Genomic DNA, 17,695 nt, shown 5'->3' with positions numbered 1-17,695 from the left:
TCGTTGCGAACCACATATCCTTCGAGAGGCCGCTTCGCCTTCGCTCAGCGGCTCCTCAGGACCAGCGGAGATCGTCGTGCTCGGGTCGGACTGATGTGCGGCATCGCCGGGCTGTTCCACCCGGGCACCCCCAAGCCCGTCGACCCGCTTCGCATCCAGCGGATGGTCGACGCGCTCGCGCATCGCGGGCCGGACGGGGAGGGGGTCTGGACCGCACCGGGCGTCGGGCTCGGTCACCGCCGGCTGTCGATCATCGACGTCGCCGGCTCGCCGCAGCCGATGCAGGACGGCGCGCTGACCGTCACCTACAATGGCGAAGTCTACAACTTCGCCGAGCTCCGCGCCGAACTGGAGGCGAGAGGCGCCCGCTTCCGCACCTCCGGCGACACCGAGGTCCTGCTCCATGGCTGGCGTGCCTGGGGGCCGGACATGCTCGCGCGCCTCCACGGCATGTTCGCCTTCGCGCTCCACGACGACGACCGGCAGGCGCTGTTCCTCGCCCGCGACCGGCTGGGCGTGAAGCCGCTGCATTATGCCGAACTCAGCGACGGTGCCGTCGCGTTCGCGTCGGAGCTGAAGGGCCTGCTCGCGCACCCGCTCGTCCGCCGCGCCCCCGACCTGCGCGCGGTCGAGGACTATCTCGCCTGGGGCTATGTCCCCGACGACGCCTGCATCGTCGCGGGGGTCCGCAAGCTGCCCGCCGGCCACTTCCTCCTGCTCGAACGCGGCAAGCCGGTGCCCAACCCGCGCCGCTGGTGGCAGGTCAGCTTCGCCGACCGCGCGAAGGGTTCGGCGGACGACCTCGCGCACGAACTGATAGACCACCTGCGCACCGCCGTCCGCAGTCGCCTCGTCGCCGACGTGCCGCTCGGCGCCTTTCTGTCGGGCGGGGTCGACAGTTCGGCCGTCGTGGCCTTGATGGCGGAGGCGAGCGGCAAGGCGGTCAAGACCTGCACCATCGGCTTCGACGAGGCGGGTCATGACGAGCGCGCCTATGCCGATGTCGTCGCACAACGCTTCCACACCGATCACCACGCCCGCGTCGTCGATCCGAACGACCTGCAACTGGTGGATACGCTAGTCGAGGCGTTCGACGAGCCCTTCGCGGATGCCAGCGCACTCGCCACCTATCAGGTTTCCGCACTCGCGCGCGAGACGGTGACGGTGGCGCTGTCGGGCGACGGTGCGGACGAGGCGTTCGCCGGCTATCGCCGCCAACGCTTCCAGCACGCCGAGGAGCGCCTCCGCGCACTCATGCCCGCGTCGCTCCGGAGAATTGGCGGGCGGCTTGGCGCGATCTACCCCAAGGCCGATTGGGCGCCGCGCCCGCTGCGCGCCAAGACGACGCTGCTGGCACTCGCCGCCGATGGTGACGAAGCTTACGCGCGCGCCGTGGGGGTCACCACCCCTGAGACCCGCGCCGCGCTCTTCTCCGCCGAGGCGCGCGCGCAACTCGGCGGCTACCGCGCCGAGGACGCCTGGATCGCCACCATGCGCGCAGCACCCGCGCGCGACCCGCTCGACCGCGCGCAATATGCCGACCTCACCCGCTGGCTGCCCGGCGGCATGCTAACCAAGGTCGACCGCACCAGCATGGCCGTATCGCTGGAGGCGCGCGAGCCGCTGCTCGACCACCGCCTCGTCGAATTCGCCACGACGCTGCCCACGTCGATGCGGGTGCGCGGCGCCCAGGGAAAATGGCTGATGAAGCGCGCGCTGGAACCCTATCTGCCGCGCGAGATCCTCTATCGCCCCAAGATGGGCTTCGTGACCCCGGTCAGCGCCTGGTTCCGCGCCTCGCTTACCGCCGATGCCGCAGCGCTCGCGCGATCGAAGACGCTGGCGGAGACCGGCTGGTTCGATCTGTCGCACCTCGCCCGCCTCGCCGAGGACCACCGCACCGGCCGCGCCGAACACGGCCGCACCCTGTGGCAATTCCTGATGTTGGAGCGAAGCCTCAAGCGGCTGTTCGCGTGACGGCGACCTGCTGCCGGAACATCCCTCTCCGGCGGAGGCCGGGGCCCAGTCGGCGCCGGGGTGAAAGTTATGCCGGTCGTTGGATACCGCAGCTGGGCCCCGGCCTCCGCCGGGGAAGGTGCAATCAGTAAGACCCTATCATCAGAGATCCGACCGGATCAGCGCATCGGGAAAGCGTACGTCGCTGTACGGTTGGTTGAGCATCAGCACCCGCTGTGCCGGGTTGAGCACCTTGGCCCACCCAGACAGGAACGAGGCGGTCCGCACCACCGCTCCGCACCGCGCGAGCGCCAGGATGTTGACCAGCGCGTCGACGCCTTTCCAATAGCCGTCGGCATCGGAGAAGTGGATCGGCTGCCCCTCCACGACGGTCAGTTCGGGTCGCTCGTAGCTCACGATCGGCAGCTCCGGCAGCGTGGCGCGCAGTTCGCGGCCGAACGCCGGTACGTCCGTGGCGAGGAAGATCGCGTGGTGCCCGCCGCGCTCGACCCGCCGCACCACCTTGGCAACCGCGCTCGATCGTTCGACGAGGAGCGCCTCACTATGCTTGTCGGTGCCGCGATAGTGGACGCCTAGCGGATCAAGTCCGGACAATGGCGCCAGCACCGCCGCCGCCTCGTCGTGCAGGAAGGGGACGAAGCGGATGTGCCGCGAGAAGGTCGCCAGCCCCTCGGTCAGCGACATCCCCCACGGGCTGCCCAGCATTTCCTGCTCGACATCGTTGCGGATGGCGATGCGCCGGCCGGTGTCCGGTACCGGGTCGACCCGCTCGAACAAGCGCGGAAACCAGTCCTCGCCCGGCGTGCTCGCATAGAGCCGGTTGGTACATCGCACCGCCGCCCGCACCTGCAGCCGGTCCGCCAGCGCGAGCACCAGAGTCATGTGCGTCAGCACCGCGCCCATGCCCATGCGCCCGTCGATATCGAACGTCACCGCGCCGCTCCGCCGCGCCGCCTCGAACTGCGCGCGGCGGAAGAGCGCGACGGCATAGGCGCCGGCCCGCCCGTTACGCAGTTGGACGAGCCGCTCGCGCACCTAACGCAATTTCGCGATGGAAAGGCCGTCGGCCTTGGCGCGGTCCTTGGTCGACTCCTCGGACCGCTTCAGCGCCTTGGAAATCGCCTTCAGCGCCATGCCTTTCTTGGCGAACTGATGCAGCTTCTGGATCTCGTCCGTCGTCCAGGGCTGGCGATGCCGCTCGAAGCCTTCCTTGGACATCAGAACCGGTGCCCGAAGACCTCGACGCCCGCGCGGATCGTCAGCGCGACCAGGATCGCGGTGGAGATCGCGAACAGATAAAAGCGCGGCCCCACCCGGTTGATCGTGGCCTGCCAGATGCTGTGGACGATGCGGAAGGTGACATAGCCCCAGGCCAGCACCCGCGTCTCGAAATCATCGACCTTGAGCAGCGCCAGCACGATCACGACGACGTAGAACAGCACCGGCTGTTCCAACAGGTGCATGTAGTTGTGCGCCTTCCACTGCGCGCTCGGCGGCAGCACGCGATCGGCGTCGCCCGGCTTGGTACCGACCAACTCGCCCATCTTCACGCCCGACTTACGCATCGCCGGCAGCCGCGTCGCGAGCAGCCAGAACAGCATCACGAGCGTCCACCCGACCAGTGCGACGACGGGCTGAAGCAGGGCGTGATTGATGGTCGGCATGTGCATTCCCTTCGTCGCCCCGGCCCGGAGCCGAGATCCCGCTATCTCGTCATGCGCTGACAGAAGCGGGACCGCGGCTCAAGACCGGGTGACGAAATCAAGCGAACAGCTTCGCCCAGCGCCGCGGCTCGCGGTCCTTCCACAGCCCGCGATGCCACGCATCCGACGCCAGCAGCGGCATCACCGAGCCGGCCTCCGCGAACACCATCTGCTCGATGCCGGTGTTGACCTTGCCCCAGCTCGCCGCCTCCTGCAGCGTCGAGGACGAGCACGCGCCGTCGCGCACGTCGGCGACCGTAATCTGCACCGCATATTTGTGCACCGCGACATCCTCATGCCCCAGGATCTCGGCGCAGACGACCGTGTCCTGGATGAAGTTCTTGGGCACACCGCCGCCGATCATGAGGAGCCCGGTGGTGCCTGCCTCGATCTTGATCTGCGTCAGCTCGCGGAAGTCGGCGACCGCGTCGATCATCAGATACGGCTTGCCCGCCTTGGCCGCGTCGACCTGATGCTTGACCAGTCCGAACCCCGCCGAGGAGTCGACGAACGCCGGGCAGAAGATCGGTACGTCGTGCTCGTATGCGAGCTTGACGAGACTGTTGTCCTTCTTGCCGTGCTCGACCAGATACTTGCCCATCTCGCGGATGAACTCGCGGCTGGAATAGGCGCGCGGCTCCAGCGACTCGGCGATCTCGAAGATCGTGTGGTCGACGTGCTGGAGTTCCTCCTCGTCGATGTAGGTGTCGTAGATGCGGTCGATGTAGAGCGAGCGCAGCGTGTCGTCGTCCGGGATCTCCAGCGCCTGATAGTGCTTGTGGCCGAGGCCCTCGAAGAAATCCATGTCGACGATGGTCGCGCCGGTCGCGACGATGCCGTCGACCATATTGGAGCGCACCAGCTCCGCATACAGGTCCATGCACCCGGCGGCCGAGGTCGAGCCCGCGATCACCAGGAACACGGTGCAGTCCTTGTCGCCCAGCATCTGGTTGTAGATGCCCGTCGCGCGCGCGAGGTCGCGCGAGGTGAAGCTCATCTTCTCCATCGAATCGATGATCGGCCGCGCGTCGAACGAGCGGATGTCGACATGCTCGACGCGCTTGGAGAGCAGCTCCGCCTTGCGGTTGCTGTTGATCTTAGAAAGGTCGTTCATTGGTTCAGGTCCATCTTTGACCCGCCGTCGTTTATGGGGACGCGGAAACCCAAACTTTTGATGCGGCAGCGATCGCCACACTTCGTCACCCCGGCCTTGAGCCGGGGTCCCGCTGCCTTGCCCCGCAGAAGAAGAAGCGGGGCCCCGGCTCAAGGCCGGGGTGACGGATGCCCGTTACAGCTTCACGACATTGGACGCGAAGCGCTCGTCTTCAAGCTCGACATACAACGACGCCATCGGCTCGTCCTCGACCACCACTGTGTTGGCCGATCCGAAGCCGTTGAACTGCGTCCGCATCGCCGCGCCGTACGCGCCGAGCATCCCGATCTCCAGGTAATCACCCGCCTGCACGTCCGCCGGCAACAGGAACGGCCCGGTCATGTGGTCCAGATCGTCGCACGTCGGCCCGTAGAAGCTGAACGGGTGGTCGCGCACCGTCGACTGCGGCTCGCGCAGCAGCGTCACCGGGAAGCGCCAGCCGATATGCGCTGCATCGAACAGCGCGCCATAGGCGCCGTCGTTGATGAACAGCTCGGTCCCGCGGCGCTTCTCGACGCGCACGATCAGCGAGCTGTACTCCGCGCACAGCGCCCGGCCCGGCTCCGCCCACAGCTCTGCCGAATAAGAGATTGGCAGGCTTTCGAACGCACGCCCGATCGCGTCGAAATACAGTTCCAGCGGCGGCGGCTCCATGCCGGGATAGGTCGACGGGAAGCCGCCGCCCACGTCCACCACGTCCACCGTCACCGCCGCCTCGACGATCGCCGCGCGGACGCGCTCCATCGCCTGCACATAGGCGTCCGGCGTCATCGCCTGCGATCCGACATGAAAGCAGATGCCGAGCGCATCCGCCGCCTGCCGCGCCGCGAACAGCAGCGCCTTGGACTCGCCCGGCAGCACACCGAACTTGGACGCGAGGCTGTACTTGGCATGTTCCGACGACACGCGCAGCCGGACGCACAGCGTCAGGTCAGCCGCGTTCTCACCGGTATCCTGCACGGTTGCGCGGAGGATCTTGTCCAGCTCCTCCATCGAATCGAGCGAGAAGGTGCGGCAGCCATATTTCCAATACGCCTCGTGGATCGCTTCCTCGGCCTTGACCGGGTGCATGAAGCACAGCGTCGCACCCGGCAGCGTACGCGCGACGAGGCGCACCTCGCCGATCGAAGCGACGTCGTAATGGGTGATGCCGCAATCCCACAGCACCTGTAGCAGGTCCGGCGACGGGTTCGCCTTCACCGCATACATCGAGCGTCCCGGGAATTTCTCCACGAAGAAGCGGGCCGCGCGCGCAGCAGCGTGCGGACGCACGAGCGTGACCGGCTCAACCGGCGCAGTCTTGGCGATCTCGGCTGCGGAATTCACAGCCGACAGGGCAGCTAGCCCCAACGCGTTATGATGCTGATGCAATTCAAGGGACCTCCGGGTGGCTTTCGCCGAGTGTGAAAACACTGCCTTGCGGTTGGAAGTCCCATGGGGCAGCGGGGGGTCAGATAAGGGGGGGTGACCCCCCTGTAAAGCGGCTGATTGGAGGTTGAGACGAATTGTGACGCTCGTACGACAACCCACCCGTGCGGGTGTGCGCGACGCGGCGGCGAAGGTGGCGGCGATCCTGCCGCCGACGCCCCTCTACGTCGCGCGGATCGGCGGGGTCGAAGTGGCGCTCAAGGCTGAATCTCTACAGCCGGTCGGCGCCTTCAAGATTCGCGGCGCCTGGCACCGTCTGACCGCGCTTGACGAATCGGTGCGCGCCAAGGGCGTGGTCGCCTTTTCGAGCGGCAATCATGCACAGGGTGTCGCCTGGGCGGCGAAGCGGCTCGGCATCGCCGCCACCATCGTGATGCCATCCGACGCACCGGCGGTGAAGCGTGACGCGACGCTGGCGCTCGGCGCAGAGGTGGTCGCCTATAACCGCGCCACCGACAACCGCGAACAGATCGCCGGCCGACTCGCAGAGGCGCGCGGCGCGACGTTGGTGCCCAGCTTCGACGATCCATGGGTGATCGAGGGGCAGGGCTCTGCCGGCGTCGAGGCGGCGGCGCAGATGGCGGCGCTGGGCCTGCCGCCGGCGACCCGCGTGGTCGCACCCTGCGGCGGCGGCGGTCTAGCCGCGGGGCTGGCACTGGCGCTGCCCGGCGCCGCGATCACGGTGGTTGAGCCTGAAGGCTGGGACGACATGCGCCGCTCGCTAGAGGCCGGCTGGATCGAACCCGTCGGCCCCAACCCACCGCCCACTGCCTGCGACGCGCTGCAGACGCCGCGGGTGTCGGAACTGACCTTTGACGTACTGTCGAGACGCGGCGCGGAGGGGGTGGCGGTCAACGAGGCGGAGATCGCGGCGGCACAACGCTGGGCGGCGGAAAAGCTCCGCCTCGTGCTCGAACCCGGCGGCGCGGTGGCACTCGCGGCGGTGCTGAGCGGGAAGGTGCGCGCAGAAGCGGGGATGCTGGTGATCCTCTCGGGCGGCAATGTCGATATACAGGCCTACGCGAAAGCGCTGGCTGATCCTCCTCCGCAGGGGGAGGGGGGCCATGCGAAGCATGGTGGAGGGGGCTGATGGAGGTCACTGGCCCGACCAGCACCATCTGCAAGGCCCGCAAGCTGCGCCGCGCGCTGTCCTTGCCGGAGGTGATCCTGTGGCAGCAGCTCCGCACCCGCCCCGCTAGCCTCAAGCTTGGCCGCCAACATCCGGCTGGCCCATACATCCGCGACTTCTACGCCGACGCGGTGCGCCTCGCGGTGGAAGTCGACGGGGAAGCTCACAACCGCGGCGGCCAACCCGCCCGCGACATCGAGCGGGACGTCTGGTTGTCGCGTCGAGGCGTCAGCCCGCTGCGGATCCCGGCAGCGGCGGTGCTCGCCGACCTCGACTCCGTTCTCCGCCACATCGTAGAGACCGCCCGCGCCGCCGGCTTCGCCGGTCCCCCTCCCCCTGCGGGGGAGGATTGATGGCGACCCTCGCCCCCACCATCGCCATGCTCGCCGCCTTCGTGCTGGCGATCTTCGGCGCGAAGCTGGCCCGGCGCGGCCCCGAGCGCACCAAGGGCGTGCTGATGCTGGTCATGGCGGTCGTGCTGATCGGCAACGTCCTGATCTGGACGTGGTAGCGCCGCGGCAAAGCCGCGTCGTCGAACGGCGCTGAAGCGTCGCTGGCCGGGCTCGACGTCGCGGGCGCACATTAGCTGACGCTAATCTGCTGCTCCCAAGTCACCTGATTGGTGAATTGGGGTCGAGCCGCATGTCCAGATACTTGTCCACGCTGCCCATCAGGTCCGGCATCTCGTGCTCGAAGAAGTGGTTCGCCTTGGGGATCGTGTCGTGGTGGATGGTGATGTGCCGCTGGGTGCGGAGTTTATCGACGAGCTTCTGCACCGCGCCGGGGGTGACGACCTCGTCATTCTCACCCTGGATGATGATGCCCGATGAAGGGCAGGGCGCCAGAAAGGTGAAGTCGAACATGTTGGCCGGCGGCGCAATCGAGATGAAGCCGCGGATCTCCGGGCGCCGCATCAGCAGCTGCATGCCGATCCACGCGCCAAAGCCGAAGCCCGCGACCCAGGTCGTCGACGCCTCGTGGTGGAAAGACTGCACCCAGTCGAGCGCGCTGGCCGCGTCCGACAGTTCGCCGACGCCGTTGTCGAATACGCCCTGGCTCTTGCCGACGCCCCGAAAGTTGAAGCGCAACACCGCGAAGCCGCGCCGCTGGAACGTCTTGTACAGCTCCTGGACGATGCGGTTGTTCATCGTGCCGCCCGACGACGGGTGCGGGTGCAGGATCATCGCGACCGGCGCCCGGGGGCGGGGGGCAGGCGCGAACCGCCCCTCCAGGCGGCCTTCGGGGCCGGGAAAGATGACTTCGGGCATGGACAGACCTTGACTGGAGCGGGATGAACCCTGCGGATCTTGGCGCTATATAGGGCCCACGCCCGAGTTTGGAATTTTTTTGCCCGACCGCCTCTATCTCGACCACGCCGCCACCACGCCCGCCACCACCGCCGCGCGCGCGGCCATGATGGAAGGGCTGACGCAATGGGCAAACCCGTCGAGCCCTCATGCCGAAGGCCGCGCCGCGCGGGCGGCGCTGGAGGAAGCGCGCGGGCGCATCGCCGGCGCGCATGGCTGGACGGGCGAGGTACTGCTGACCAGCGGCGCTACCGAGTCGCTGGCGATCGCGCTCGACCGCGCCGTGGTGGCGCGGCGGCTGGTCAGTGCGGTCGAGCACGACGCGGTGCTGCGCGTGTGCCCTGACGCGGAAGTGCTCCCCGTCGGCAGCGATGGTGTCTTCAATCCTCCCCCGGAGGAGGAGGGGGGCCGCCCGGCGCAGCCGGGTGGTGGAGGGGGGCGGGAGGCGCGTTCAACGACTGCCGCGAACCCCCTCCGTCACGCGGCTGACGCCGCGCGCCACCTGCCCCGCCGGGGGAGGATTGAAGGGGACCGCGCCCTCGTTTGCATCCAGTGGGCGAACTCCGAGACCGGCGTCCGCCAGCCGATCGCCGCCATCGCCCAGGCCGTCCATGCCGCCGGTCACCTCCTTCTCGTCGACGCCGCGCAGTTGCCCGCCGTCTCGGCCGACATCGCCGCGCACGCCGACTTCGTCGCGCTCTCCGCGCACAAACATGGCGGCCCGCCTGGCATCGGCGCGCTGCTCGTTCGCGACTTGGCGACGCTCAACCCCACCGGCGGGCAGGAGCGCGGCTATCGCCCCGGCACCGAGAACCTGCCCGGCGCGCTCGGCTGGGCCGCGGCACTGGCCGAGCCCGAACCGGTGGAACGCTGGGCCCAGCTGCGCGCGCGGCTCGACGATGCGATCTCACGCTCTGGGGGAGAGATCGTCGCGGCCGACAGCCCCCGCCATCCGGCGATCGGCAGCTACCGGATGCCCGGCGTGGCGTCCGCGGCGCAGTTGATCCGCTTCGACCTGGCCGGCATCGCCGTGTCCGCCGGTAGCGCCTGCTCGTCGGGCAGCCTCAAGCCCAGCCACGTCCTCGCCGCGCTCGGCTACAGCGAGGACGCCGGCCGCGAAGTCGTCCGCATCAGCTTCGGCCGCGAGACGGACGAGGCAGAGGTCGAGCGCGCCATCACCGCTTGGCGCGACATCGCCCGCGCCACGCGCAAGTTCGCGGCGTGACGCCGACCGGCATGATCTATCTCGATTACCAAGCAACGACCCCGCTCGCGCCCGAAGCCTTAGAGGCGATGCTGCCGTGGCTCCGCGACCAACACGCCAACCCGCATTCCGCCCACCGCGCCGGCCGTGTCGCCAAGGCAGCGGTGGAGGTCGCGCGCGAACAGATCGCCGGCGTGCTCCCGCCCGGTGGCCGCGTTGTCTTCACCAGCGGCGCCACGGAGGCGCTCAACTGGGCGATCAAGGGAACGAGCGGCCCCATCGTCACCGTAGCGACAGAACATGCCGCGGTGCTCGACACCGTCGCGGCCGAGGGGGCGAAGGGCAGGGCAGTCACCGTGCTTCCGGTCGGCCCGGACGGCCTCGTCGACCTCGATATCGCGCGCGCGGCGATCGTTCCCGACACCGGGCTGGTCGCCGCGATGCTGGTCAACAACGAGATCGGCGTCATCCAGCCGATCGCCGAATTGGCCAACCTCGCCCACGAAAAGGGCGCTCTGTTCCTGTGCGACGCGGTGCAGGGTTATGGCCGGGTGCTGATCCCCGCCAACGTCGATCTCGTCGCCCTCTCAGCGCACAAGGTTCACGGCCCCAAGGGCATCGGCGCGCTGTGGGTCCGCGACGGCGTGGCCCTCGAGCCGCTGCTCCACGGCGGCGATCAGGAAGGCGGCCGTTCGGGTACGCTATCGCCGGCGTTATGCGCGGGGTTCGGCGTCGCGGCGCGGCTGATGCAGGAACGGGCGGACGAGGATCGCGCCCATGTCGAGCGGCTGTGGAGCATCGCAGCGACGCTCTTCGTCCCCCGCGAAGGCGGGAGCCCAGTTGCTGCGCGCACATTTGGTGAGGGCGCACCGCTCCACGAAGCATCTCGCAACTGGACCCCCGCCTGCGCGGAAGTGGATGGAGATCGCGCGGGGCTGGATGGAAATTGCGGCGGGGAAAATGGAGAGTGGCGCCTCAACGGCGCCGCCACCCATCGCTACCGCGGCAACCTCAGCCTCCATTTCCCCGGCTTAGACGTCGCCCGCCTGATGTCCGACCTCCGCGACCTCGCCTTCTCCGCCGGCTCCGCCTGCGCCAGCGGCTCCGGCCGGCCCAGCCATGTGCTCCGCGCTATCGGCCTGTCCGATGCCCAGGCCCGCGCCTCGATCCGCCTCGGCTTCGGCCGCTACACCACGCCAACGGAGATGACCGACGCCGTTACCCGCATCGACGCCGCCGCGCGTGAGCAGCGGGCATGAAGGTCCGGTTCGGCACGACCGAGGTCGAGGGCATCCCCGGCGAGCGCCTGCTCGACGCCGCCCAGCGCGCCGGCCAGCCGCTGGAGGGAACCTGCGGCGGCGACATGGCGTGTGCCACCTGTCACGTCATCGTCGATGCCGCCGACTTCGTACGCCTGCCGCCCGCGAGCGCGGAGGAGGAGGAGCTGCTCGACCTCGCCCACGCCGCCACCCGCCACAGCAGGCTTGCCTGCCAGATCAGGTTGACCGCCGCACTCGATGGTCTGTCGGTCCGTATGCCCTGACGGGAACTCCGGCGTACAACATGGGTTATGCGATTGCCCGCCGATGGTGACGGGCGCGTAACGAGCCGTTCGGCCGCTTACCGGGCCACGGCGAAGGGAGAGAGCCTCATGAAGATCTTGTCGCTGTTCGCGGCCGCCTTGGTCGCCGTCACCGGTGTCGCGGCCGTCCCGGCCGCCGCCGCCCCCGTCCAGGACCGCGTGGTCGTGCGCGAGCGCACCGTCGTCACCCCCAATGCGACCCGCACCCGCGTCACCGTGCGCGAGCGGAGCACGACCACGCGCCGCAACTACAACCGTCCGCGCTATCGTACCGTCTGCCGCACCACCTATCGCTATGGCGAGCGCCGCCGCGTCTGCCGCCGGGTCCGCACCTACCGCCGCTAGGCTCAGCTGCAAACGCGCTGATAAAACCTTCCCCCGCGGAAGCCGGGAGCCAGTCGGCCGCGCCGCGGACTGGGCCCCGACTTCCGTCGCGAACACCGATCCGGGGCGGGCCTGCTCCACCCGTCGGCTTCCCACCCAGCCGGTGACTTGAACCTGTTCCCGCCGTCCGCCATATGACGCCGCGAGAGTCGGGCGGACGGGGTCGTCGCCAACCTGGTCAGGGCCGGAAGGCAGCAGCCACAACGATTTCGCTCCGGGTCGTTCCGGCTCTCACCGCGACGTGGACGAGAGAGCGCATGCTGCGCTCCACGCCCAGTAGAGCGGCCGGCGGGCGTCAGCCCGTCCGACGTCACGCGATTTATTCGCGTGACCCGCCCTGTCGGCCACTCCCCCTGTCCTACATCCCGATCACCTGCCATAATCGCCCGGTGACCCGAATCACCTTCTGTTCCGATCGTCCTGTTGTTGCGGCTCCGCTAGAGGAGCGTTTTCGATCGACACGGGTCGCGTACTTCGTGAACTTCCGCAGTCCGACTCGGGTCGCCCGCTGATGGACCTCGGCCTCGACGAGCCCCCGCAGCCGCAGCGCGAGGCCTATCGCGTCCTCGCGCGCAAATACCGGCCGCAGACGTTCCGCGAGCTGATCGGGCAGGACGCGATGGTCCAGACGCTCGGCAACGCGATCAAGCGCGAGCGGCTCGCCCATGCCTTTCTGATGACCGGTGTGCGCGGCGTTGGAAAGACCTCCACCGCCCGGCTGATCGCCAAGGCGCTGAACTGCATCGGTCCCGACGAACGGGGCGGTCCCACCATCGACCCCTGCGGTGTGTGCGAGCCCTGCCGCGCCATCGCGGAAGGGCGCCACATCGACGTGATCGAGATGGACGCTGCGTCGCACACCGGTGTCGACGACGTCCGTGAGATCATCGACGCCGCGCGCTACGCCGCCGTTTCCGCGCGTTACAAGATCTACATCGTGGACGAGGTCCACATGCTCTCCAAGAACGCCTTCAACGCCTTGTTGAAGACGCTCGAGGAGCCGCCCGCTCACGTCAAATTCCTGTTCGCCACGACCGAGGTGAACAAGGTGCCGATCACCGTTCTGTCGCGCTGCCAGCGTTTCGACCTTCGCCGTATTCCCGCGGAGAAGCTGGCCGAGCATTTCCTGAACGTTTGCAAGCAGGAGCAGGTCACGGCCGAACCCGAGGCCTTGACGCTCATCGCCCGCGCGGCGGAGGGCTCCGCCCGCGACGGCCTGTCGATCCTCGATCAGGCGATAGCTCATGCCGGGCTGGAGGGTTCGGGCGTCACCGCCGCCGCGGTGCGCGAGATGCTCGGCCTGTCCGATCGCGGCGCGGTGCGCGATCTGTTCGGCTTCGTGCTCGCTGGCGACGCCGCCGCGGCACTCAACCAGCTGCGCCGCCAGTATGATCTCGGCGTCGATCCGCTGTCGGTTCTGCGCGCGCTGCTCGAGACGGTGCATGGCGTCACGCTGGCCAAGGTCGGCGCCGCGCCCGACACCGCCCAGCCAGCCGAGGAGCGCAATGCTCGCGCCGAATGGGCGGCGGGCCTGTCCTTTCCCGCGCTACATCGCCTGTGGCAGCTGTTCCTGAAGGGGCATGAGGAGGTCGGCCGCGCCGCGCTGCCGATCGAGGCCGCCGAGATGGCGCTGCTCCGCGCGATCCACGCCTCCACGCTGCCCGACCCGGGGGACCTCGCGCGCCAGCTCGCGTCCGGCGCGCCGCCCGCCGCCGCGCCTGCTCCTGCACCGACGCCGGCCGTGCCGGAGCGCGCTGGCGCGCCGCCCGCCTTCGCCCAACTGCCCGGCTGGCTAGACGAGCGTGGCCACAGCTTCGTCGCGACCCGGCTCAACGCCAATGCCAGCGTCGTCCGCTACGCCCCGCCGGAGTTGGTGCTCAGCGGTGCGCGGCCCTGGTCCACCGACGCGCTGCGCGATCTGACCGACGCGCTCAAGGCATCCACTGGCCAGCCCTGGCGCGTGAGCTTCACCGACGAACCCGGCGCGCCGACGCTGGCCGAGGGCGAGCGCGCTGCCGAGGCCGCCGCAAAACAGGCGATCCTCGACTCGCCGATGATCAAAGCCGCGTTCGAGGCGTTCCCCGAGGCGGAACTGGAAAGCTGGCCCGGCCAGCGCAGCGGCTAACCCGCATCAACGGAGTGCATGATGAACGACGACCAGATGAAAAAGATCATGGAGATGGCGCAGAACGTCCAGAACGAGCTGCAGAACGCGCAGGCGAAGCTGGACACGGTCGAGGTGGAGGGCGTCGCCGGCGGCGGCATCGTCAAGGTCAAGGCGTCGGCCAAGGGCCGCATCATCAACATCGCGATCGACGACTCGCTGATGCAGCTATCGGAGAAGCAGATGCTGGAGGATTTGCTCGCCGCCGCCTTCAACGACGCCCGCGCCAAGGCCGACGCGGTGTCCGGCGCGGAGATGAGCAAGATGACCAGCGGCTTGCCCTTGCCGCCGGGGTTTAAATTGCCGTTTTGATGAGCGGCTGACCGGGATATTATCCACCCCGGCGAAGGCCGGATCCAGTTACAAGCTGCTAAGTAGCAGCGGGTGGCCTTCTCCAATGCGAAGGGCCGAGCCTGGACCCCGGCCTTCGCCGGGGTGGATGCTTCGGCAGGTGACGATTACCTCAAACACCCGTCCAACCCCTCGCGTCGCACTACCCCCGCATATCGGGCCAGCTTGTTGCCATGCCGCCGCACGAACCCGCGCGGCTCCACCGCCTCGCGCCGCTTGGGCAGCGGCAGCACCGCCGCGATCCGCCCCGCCTCCAACGTCGACAGCCGGCTGGCGTCATGACCGAAATAGCGCTGCGACCCGGCGTTCGCGCCATAGGTGCCAATGCCGGTCTCGGCGATGTTGAGGTACACCTCCATGATCCGCCGCTTCCCCCACAGCGCCTCGATCAGCACCGTGAAATATGCCTCCAACCCTTTGCGCAGGTAGCCGCCGCCCTGCCACAGGAACGCGTTCTTCGCGGTCTGCTGGCTGATCGTCGACCCGCCGCGGATGCGCCCGCCCTGCGCATTGCGATACGCCGCCCCGGCGATCGCGCGGAAGTCGAACCCGCGATGCGAGCAGAACTTCGAATCCTCGCCCGCGATCACCGCGCGCGCCATGTCCGGGTCGATCTCCGACAGGCTCATCCAGTCCTTGGTGATGCCCCGCCCGCCGACGACGCCGCCCAGCATGGTGAAGGTGACCGGAGGCGGCACGAACCGGTACAACCCGACCCACAGCACGGTGAAGAGCACGAAGACCAGCACGGCCTTGAGGAACAGGCGGGCGAAGCGGAACATCGCGACTGCCTAGCAGGCGAGGTGCGCCGCGGGCAAAGCCCGCATCGTGGGACAGGTTCGGAGGCAACCCGCTGACCCGCCGGCCGAACTCGCCGGTGCCTTCGGCACCGCTACGCGGCGACGAGCAGCCGCTTCTCCCCGGCGAGCCGCATCATGGCCTTTTGCAGCTTCTCGAACGCCCGCACCTCGATCTGCCGCACCCGCTCGCGGCTGACACCGTAAACCTGGCTCAGCTCCTCGAGCGTCTTGGGGTCGTCCGTCAGCCGCCGCTCGGTCAGGATGTGCTTCTCGCGGTCGTTGAGGTCGTCCATCGCGTCGACCAGCATGGTGTGGCGGACGTCCGCCTCCTGCGCCTCGGCGACGACATGGTCCTGCAAGGGCGCATCGTCCTGCAGCCAGTCCTGCCACTGACCCTCGCCATCCTCGCGCATCGAGACGTTGAGCGACGTGTCGCCGCCCATCGCCATGCGCCGGTTCATGCTGACCACATCGCTCTCGGCCACGCCCAGATCGGTCGCGATCTTGGTGATGTGCTCGGGCTTGAGGTCGCCATCCTCGAATGCGTCGAGCTTCGATTTCATCCGCCGCAGGTTGAAGAACAGCTTCTTCTGCGCCGCGGTGGTGCCCATCTTCACCAGGCTCCACGAGCGCAGGATGTACTCCTGGATCGACGCGCGGATCCACCACATCGCATAGGTGGCGAGGCGGAAGCCGCGATCGGGCTCGAACTTCTTCACGCCCTGCATCAGCCCGATATTACCTTCGGAAATCAGCTCGGACGTGGGCAGGCCATAGCCGCGGTAACCCATCGCGATCTTGGCCACGAGCCGCAGGTGCGAAGTCACCAGCTGCGCCGCCGCGTCGGGATCGCCATGCTCCGAGAAACGCTTGGCGAGCATGTACTCCTGCTCGGGTGCGAGCAGCGGAAACTTCTTGATCTCCGCCAGATAGCGGTTGAGCCCCGCCTCGCTGCCGAGCGCCGGAATCGTCGCGGGGAGGTTGCTGTTCTTTGCCATGATCCAAAAACTCCCCAAAATTCCGCAGGTTGCGCTCACCGCAACACGGCGAGCCGAAACGTACGATCTTATACGGCGAGTGCCCTGAACAGTTCCTGCATATCTGCGGGCATCGCGCTGTCGAAAACCTGTGTTGCACCCGTTATAGGATGAATGAAGCCCAGCCGCGCGGCATGCAAGGCTTGCCGGCGAAAACCAATTCTTGTCGCCACCGGGTGCGCACCGCCATAGACCGGATCGCCGATCAGCGGATGGCCGAGCGAGGCCATGTGGACGCGGACCTGATGCGTCCGCCCGGTCTCCAGCCGGCACTCTACCAACGCCGCGCCGGTCAGCGGTTCGAGCGTGCGGTAGTGCGTCACCGCGCGCTTGCCGCCCGCTACCACCGCGATCTTCTGCCGGTTGGCGGGCGAGCGGGCCAGCGGCTTGTCGACAACGCCCGCTGCCGGCGACGGCTTGCCGCGCGTGATCGCGAGATAACGGCGCTCGATGCTGTGTGCGGCAAACTGCTTGGCCAATCCCTCGTGCGCCCGGTCGGTCTTGGCCGCAATCATCAGCCCGGAGGTGTCCTTGTCGATGCGGTGGACGATGCCCGGCCGCGCGACGCCGCCGATCCCGGACAGCGAGCCGCCGCAATGATGCAGCAGCGCATTGACCAGCGTCCCGTCAAGATTGCCTGCCGCGGGATGCACCACCAGCCCCGCCGGCTTGTCGATCACGATGAGATGCTCGTCCTCGAATGTGACGACGAGCGGGATGTCCTGAGCCTCGTTGTGCGGCTGCGTCGGGAGCGGGACCGTCACCGCGAACACCTCGCCCGCAGCCGCGCGCTTGGCCGGATCGCGCACCGGCTGGCCTGCGCGAGAGACCTGACCGGAGTTGATCAGCACCTTAAGCCGCTCGCGCGACAGCGTCGGCGCGGCGTCGGCGAGCGCGCGATCCAGCCGCCAGCCATCGGCCGCCGGTGCGATCGTCGCTTCGATGATGGAAACCCCCCGGTCCATTCGCTAGGCGAAGATGGGCATGGAGGTGGCAATTTCAAGCGCGCTGCTGGCGCGTATCCGGGCCGAAGCGGCGTCGTCGCGCGACGAGATCTGCGGGCTCCTGTTCGGCGCGTTAGATCGTATCGACGCAGCCGAGCCCTGCCGCAACGTCGCCGCCGATCCCCGCCGCCGCTTCGAGATCGAATCCGTCGCGCTACTCGCCGCCCACCGCGCCGCGCGGGCTGGCGGGCCGAGGCTGGTAGGCTGCTATCACTCCCACCCATCCGGTGACGCCATACCTTCAGCCCGCGATGCCGCCGACGCCGAGCCGAACGGCTGGCTATGGCTGATCGTCGGGGCAGGGGGGGCGCGGCTGTTCCGAACGGTGCAGGGTGGCGCACTCCACGGCCGCTTCGATGAGGTCATAGCCTCGCAGCGGTGATCCTCCCCGGCGGGAGCCGGAGCCCAGATGCGATCATCCGACGAAATCCTCGGCTGTATTCCGGCGGGGCCGACTGGGCCCGGCTTCCGC

General features: G+C 68.4%; 20 protein-coding genes and 1 other RNA gene. 12 read left to right on the top strand and 9 right to left on the bottom strand.

Features of this window, described 5'->3' with window-relative positions; all coding sequences use genetic code 11:
- Positions 1-93 precede the first annotated feature (93 nt).
- Complete coding sequence (locus tag VFQ64_RS03385) at positions 94-1,977, top strand: XrtA/PEP-CTERM system amidotransferase (RefSeq protein WP_325101888.1); 1,884 nt, start codon at positions 94-96, stop codon at positions 1,975-1,977.
- Positions 1,978-2,118: 141 nt separating this feature from the next.
- On the opposite strand, the gene VFQ64_RS03380 is transcribed toward VFQ64_RS03385, so the two are convergent.
- The 5 genes from VFQ64_RS03380 to VFQ64_RS03360 form a co-directional block, all read right to left on the bottom strand.
- Positions 2,119-3,012, bottom strand: a complete 894-nt coding sequence (locus tag VFQ64_RS03380) for a hypothetical protein (protein WP_325101887.1) — start codon at positions 3,010-3,012, stop codon at positions 2,119-2,121.
- Positions 3,013-3,195, bottom strand: coding sequence for a hypothetical protein (locus VFQ64_RS03375; RefSeq protein ID WP_325101886.1), 183 nt, complete (start codon positions 3,193-3,195; stop codon positions 3,013-3,015).
- A complete protein-coding gene (locus VFQ64_RS03370; RefSeq protein WP_325101885.1) occupies positions 3,195-3,641 on the bottom strand; it encodes an MAPEG family protein in 447 nt (148 codons plus the stop codon). The genes VFQ64_RS03375 and VFQ64_RS03370 overlap by 1 nt, the downstream gene beginning before the upstream one ends.
- Before the next feature lie 97 nt (positions 3,642-3,738).
- Positions 3,739-4,794 (bottom strand): 1,9-bis(guanidino)-5-aza-nonane synthase, encoded by a 1,056-nt coding sequence (locus VFQ64_RS03365; RefSeq protein WP_325101884.1) that lies wholly within the window; start codon positions 4,792-4,794, stop codon positions 3,739-3,741.
- 174 nt (positions 4,795-4,968) lie between these two features.
- Positions 4,969-6,204 (bottom strand): type III PLP-dependent enzyme, encoded by a 1,236-nt coding sequence (locus VFQ64_RS03360; RefSeq protein WP_325101883.1) that lies wholly within the window; start codon positions 6,202-6,204, stop codon positions 4,969-4,971.
- A gap of 136 nt (positions 6,205-6,340) precedes the next feature.
- On the opposite strand from VFQ64_RS03360, the gene VFQ64_RS03355 reads away from it, so the two are divergent.
- Genes VFQ64_RS03355 through VFQ64_RS03345 form a run of 3 tightly spaced genes read left to right on the top strand, consistent with a single transcriptional unit; the run spans position 6,341 to position 7,901 of the window.
- Positions 6,341-7,351, top strand: a complete 1,011-nt coding sequence (locus tag VFQ64_RS03355) for a threonine/serine dehydratase (RefSeq protein WP_325101882.1) — start codon at positions 6,341-6,343, stop codon at positions 7,349-7,351.
- Positions 7,351-7,743 carry an endonuclease domain-containing protein gene (locus tag VFQ64_RS03350; RefSeq protein WP_325101881.1) on the top strand — a complete coding sequence of 131 codons (393 nt, stop codon included), beginning with the start codon at positions 7,351-7,353 and terminating at the stop codon, positions 7,741-7,743. The genes VFQ64_RS03355 and VFQ64_RS03350 overlap by 1 nt, the downstream gene beginning before the upstream one ends.
- Positions 7,743-7,901, top strand: coding sequence for a hypothetical protein (locus tag VFQ64_RS03345; RefSeq protein ID WP_325101880.1), 159 nt, complete (start codon positions 7,743-7,745; stop codon positions 7,899-7,901). The genes VFQ64_RS03350 and VFQ64_RS03345 overlap by 1 nt, the downstream gene beginning before the upstream one ends.
- A gap of 100 nt (positions 7,902-8,001) precedes the next feature.
- Here VFQ64_RS03345 and VFQ64_RS03340 read toward each other — a convergent pair whose 3' ends face one another.
- Positions 8,002-8,658, bottom strand: a complete 657-nt coding sequence (locus VFQ64_RS03340; RefSeq protein WP_325101879.1) for an alpha/beta hydrolase — start codon at positions 8,656-8,658, stop codon at positions 8,002-8,004.
- A 79-nt stretch (positions 8,659-8,737) separates the two neighbouring features.
- On the opposite strand from VFQ64_RS03340, the gene VFQ64_RS03335 reads away from it, so the two are divergent.
- The 7 genes from VFQ64_RS03335 to VFQ64_RS03305 all read left to right on the top strand — a co-directional run bounded on the left by VFQ64_RS03335 (position 8,738) and on the right by VFQ64_RS03305 (position 14,343).
- Positions 8,738-9,922: an aminotransferase class V-fold PLP-dependent enzyme gene (locus VFQ64_RS03335; protein WP_325101878.1), complete on the top strand. Its 1,185-nt coding sequence runs from the start codon at positions 8,738-8,740 to the stop codon at positions 9,920-9,922.
- An 11-nt stretch (positions 9,923-9,933) separates the two neighbouring features.
- Positions 9,934-11,160, top strand: a complete 1,227-nt coding sequence (locus VFQ64_RS03330; protein WP_325102110.1) for a cysteine desulfurase family protein — start codon at positions 9,934-9,936, stop codon at positions 11,158-11,160.
- Positions 11,157-11,444 (top strand): 2Fe-2S iron-sulfur cluster-binding protein, encoded by a 288-nt coding sequence (locus tag VFQ64_RS03325; protein ID WP_325101877.1) that lies wholly within the window; start codon positions 11,157-11,159, stop codon positions 11,442-11,444. The genes VFQ64_RS03330 and VFQ64_RS03325 overlap by 4 nt, the downstream gene beginning before the upstream one ends.
- Positions 11,445-11,552: 108 nt before the next feature.
- The gene (locus VFQ64_RS03320) at positions 11,553-11,828 is read left to right on the top strand and encodes a hypothetical protein (protein ID WP_325101876.1); all 276 of its coding nucleotides are present in this window, start codon (positions 11,553-11,555) and stop codon (positions 11,826-11,828) included.
- A gap of 182 nt (positions 11,829-12,010) precedes the next feature.
- Positions 12,011-12,104: signal recognition particle sRNA small type (ffs, locus tag VFQ64_RS03315), an RNA gene on the top strand.
- A 274-nt stretch (positions 12,105-12,378) separates the two neighbouring features.
- A complete protein-coding gene (locus tag VFQ64_RS03310; RefSeq protein WP_325101875.1) occupies positions 12,379-13,992 on the top strand; it encodes a DNA polymerase III subunit gamma/tau in 1,614 nt (537 codons plus the stop codon).
- Positions 13,993-14,013: 21 nt separating this feature from the next.
- Positions 14,014-14,343, top strand: coding sequence for a YbaB/EbfC family nucleoid-associated protein (locus VFQ64_RS03305; protein WP_325101874.1), 330 nt, complete (start codon positions 14,014-14,016; stop codon positions 14,341-14,343).
- 146 nt (positions 14,344-14,489) lie between these two features.
- Here the strand turns inward: VFQ64_RS03305 and mtgA are convergent, their stop codons facing one another.
- The 3 genes from mtgA to VFQ64_RS03290 form a co-directional block, all read right to left on the bottom strand.
- On the bottom strand, positions 14,490-15,164 hold the full coding sequence (gene mtgA / locus VFQ64_RS03300; protein WP_325101873.1) for a monofunctional biosynthetic peptidoglycan transglycosylase: 675 nt from the start codon (positions 15,162-15,164) through the stop codon (positions 14,490-14,492).
- A gap of 110 nt (positions 15,165-15,274) precedes the next feature.
- Positions 15,275-16,180, bottom strand: a complete 906-nt coding sequence (gene rpoH / locus VFQ64_RS03295) for an RNA polymerase sigma factor RpoH (RefSeq protein ID WP_325101872.1) — start codon at positions 16,178-16,180, stop codon at positions 15,275-15,277.
- A 68-nt stretch (positions 16,181-16,248) separates the two neighbouring features.
- Positions 16,249-17,184, bottom strand: coding sequence for an RluA family pseudouridine synthase (locus tag VFQ64_RS03290; protein WP_325101871.1), 936 nt, complete (start codon positions 17,182-17,184; stop codon positions 16,249-16,251).
- Between the two features lie 19 nt (positions 17,185-17,203).
- Here VFQ64_RS03290 and VFQ64_RS03285 point away from each other — a divergent pair, with 19 nt between their 5' ends.
- On the top strand, positions 17,204-17,605 hold the full coding sequence (locus tag VFQ64_RS03285) for a M67 family metallopeptidase (protein WP_325101870.1): 402 nt from the start codon (positions 17,204-17,206) through the stop codon (positions 17,603-17,605).
- Positions 17,606-17,695: the final 90 nt, after the last annotated feature.

It is taken from the genome of Sphingomonas sp. (genome assembly GCF_035714405.1).
Taxonomy (GTDB): domain Bacteria; phylum Pseudomonadota; class Alphaproteobacteria; order Sphingomonadales; family Sphingomonadaceae; genus Sphingomonas.
Note: the sequence above shows the minus strand (reverse complement) of the source record. Positions and strands in the feature narration are given on the sequence as shown.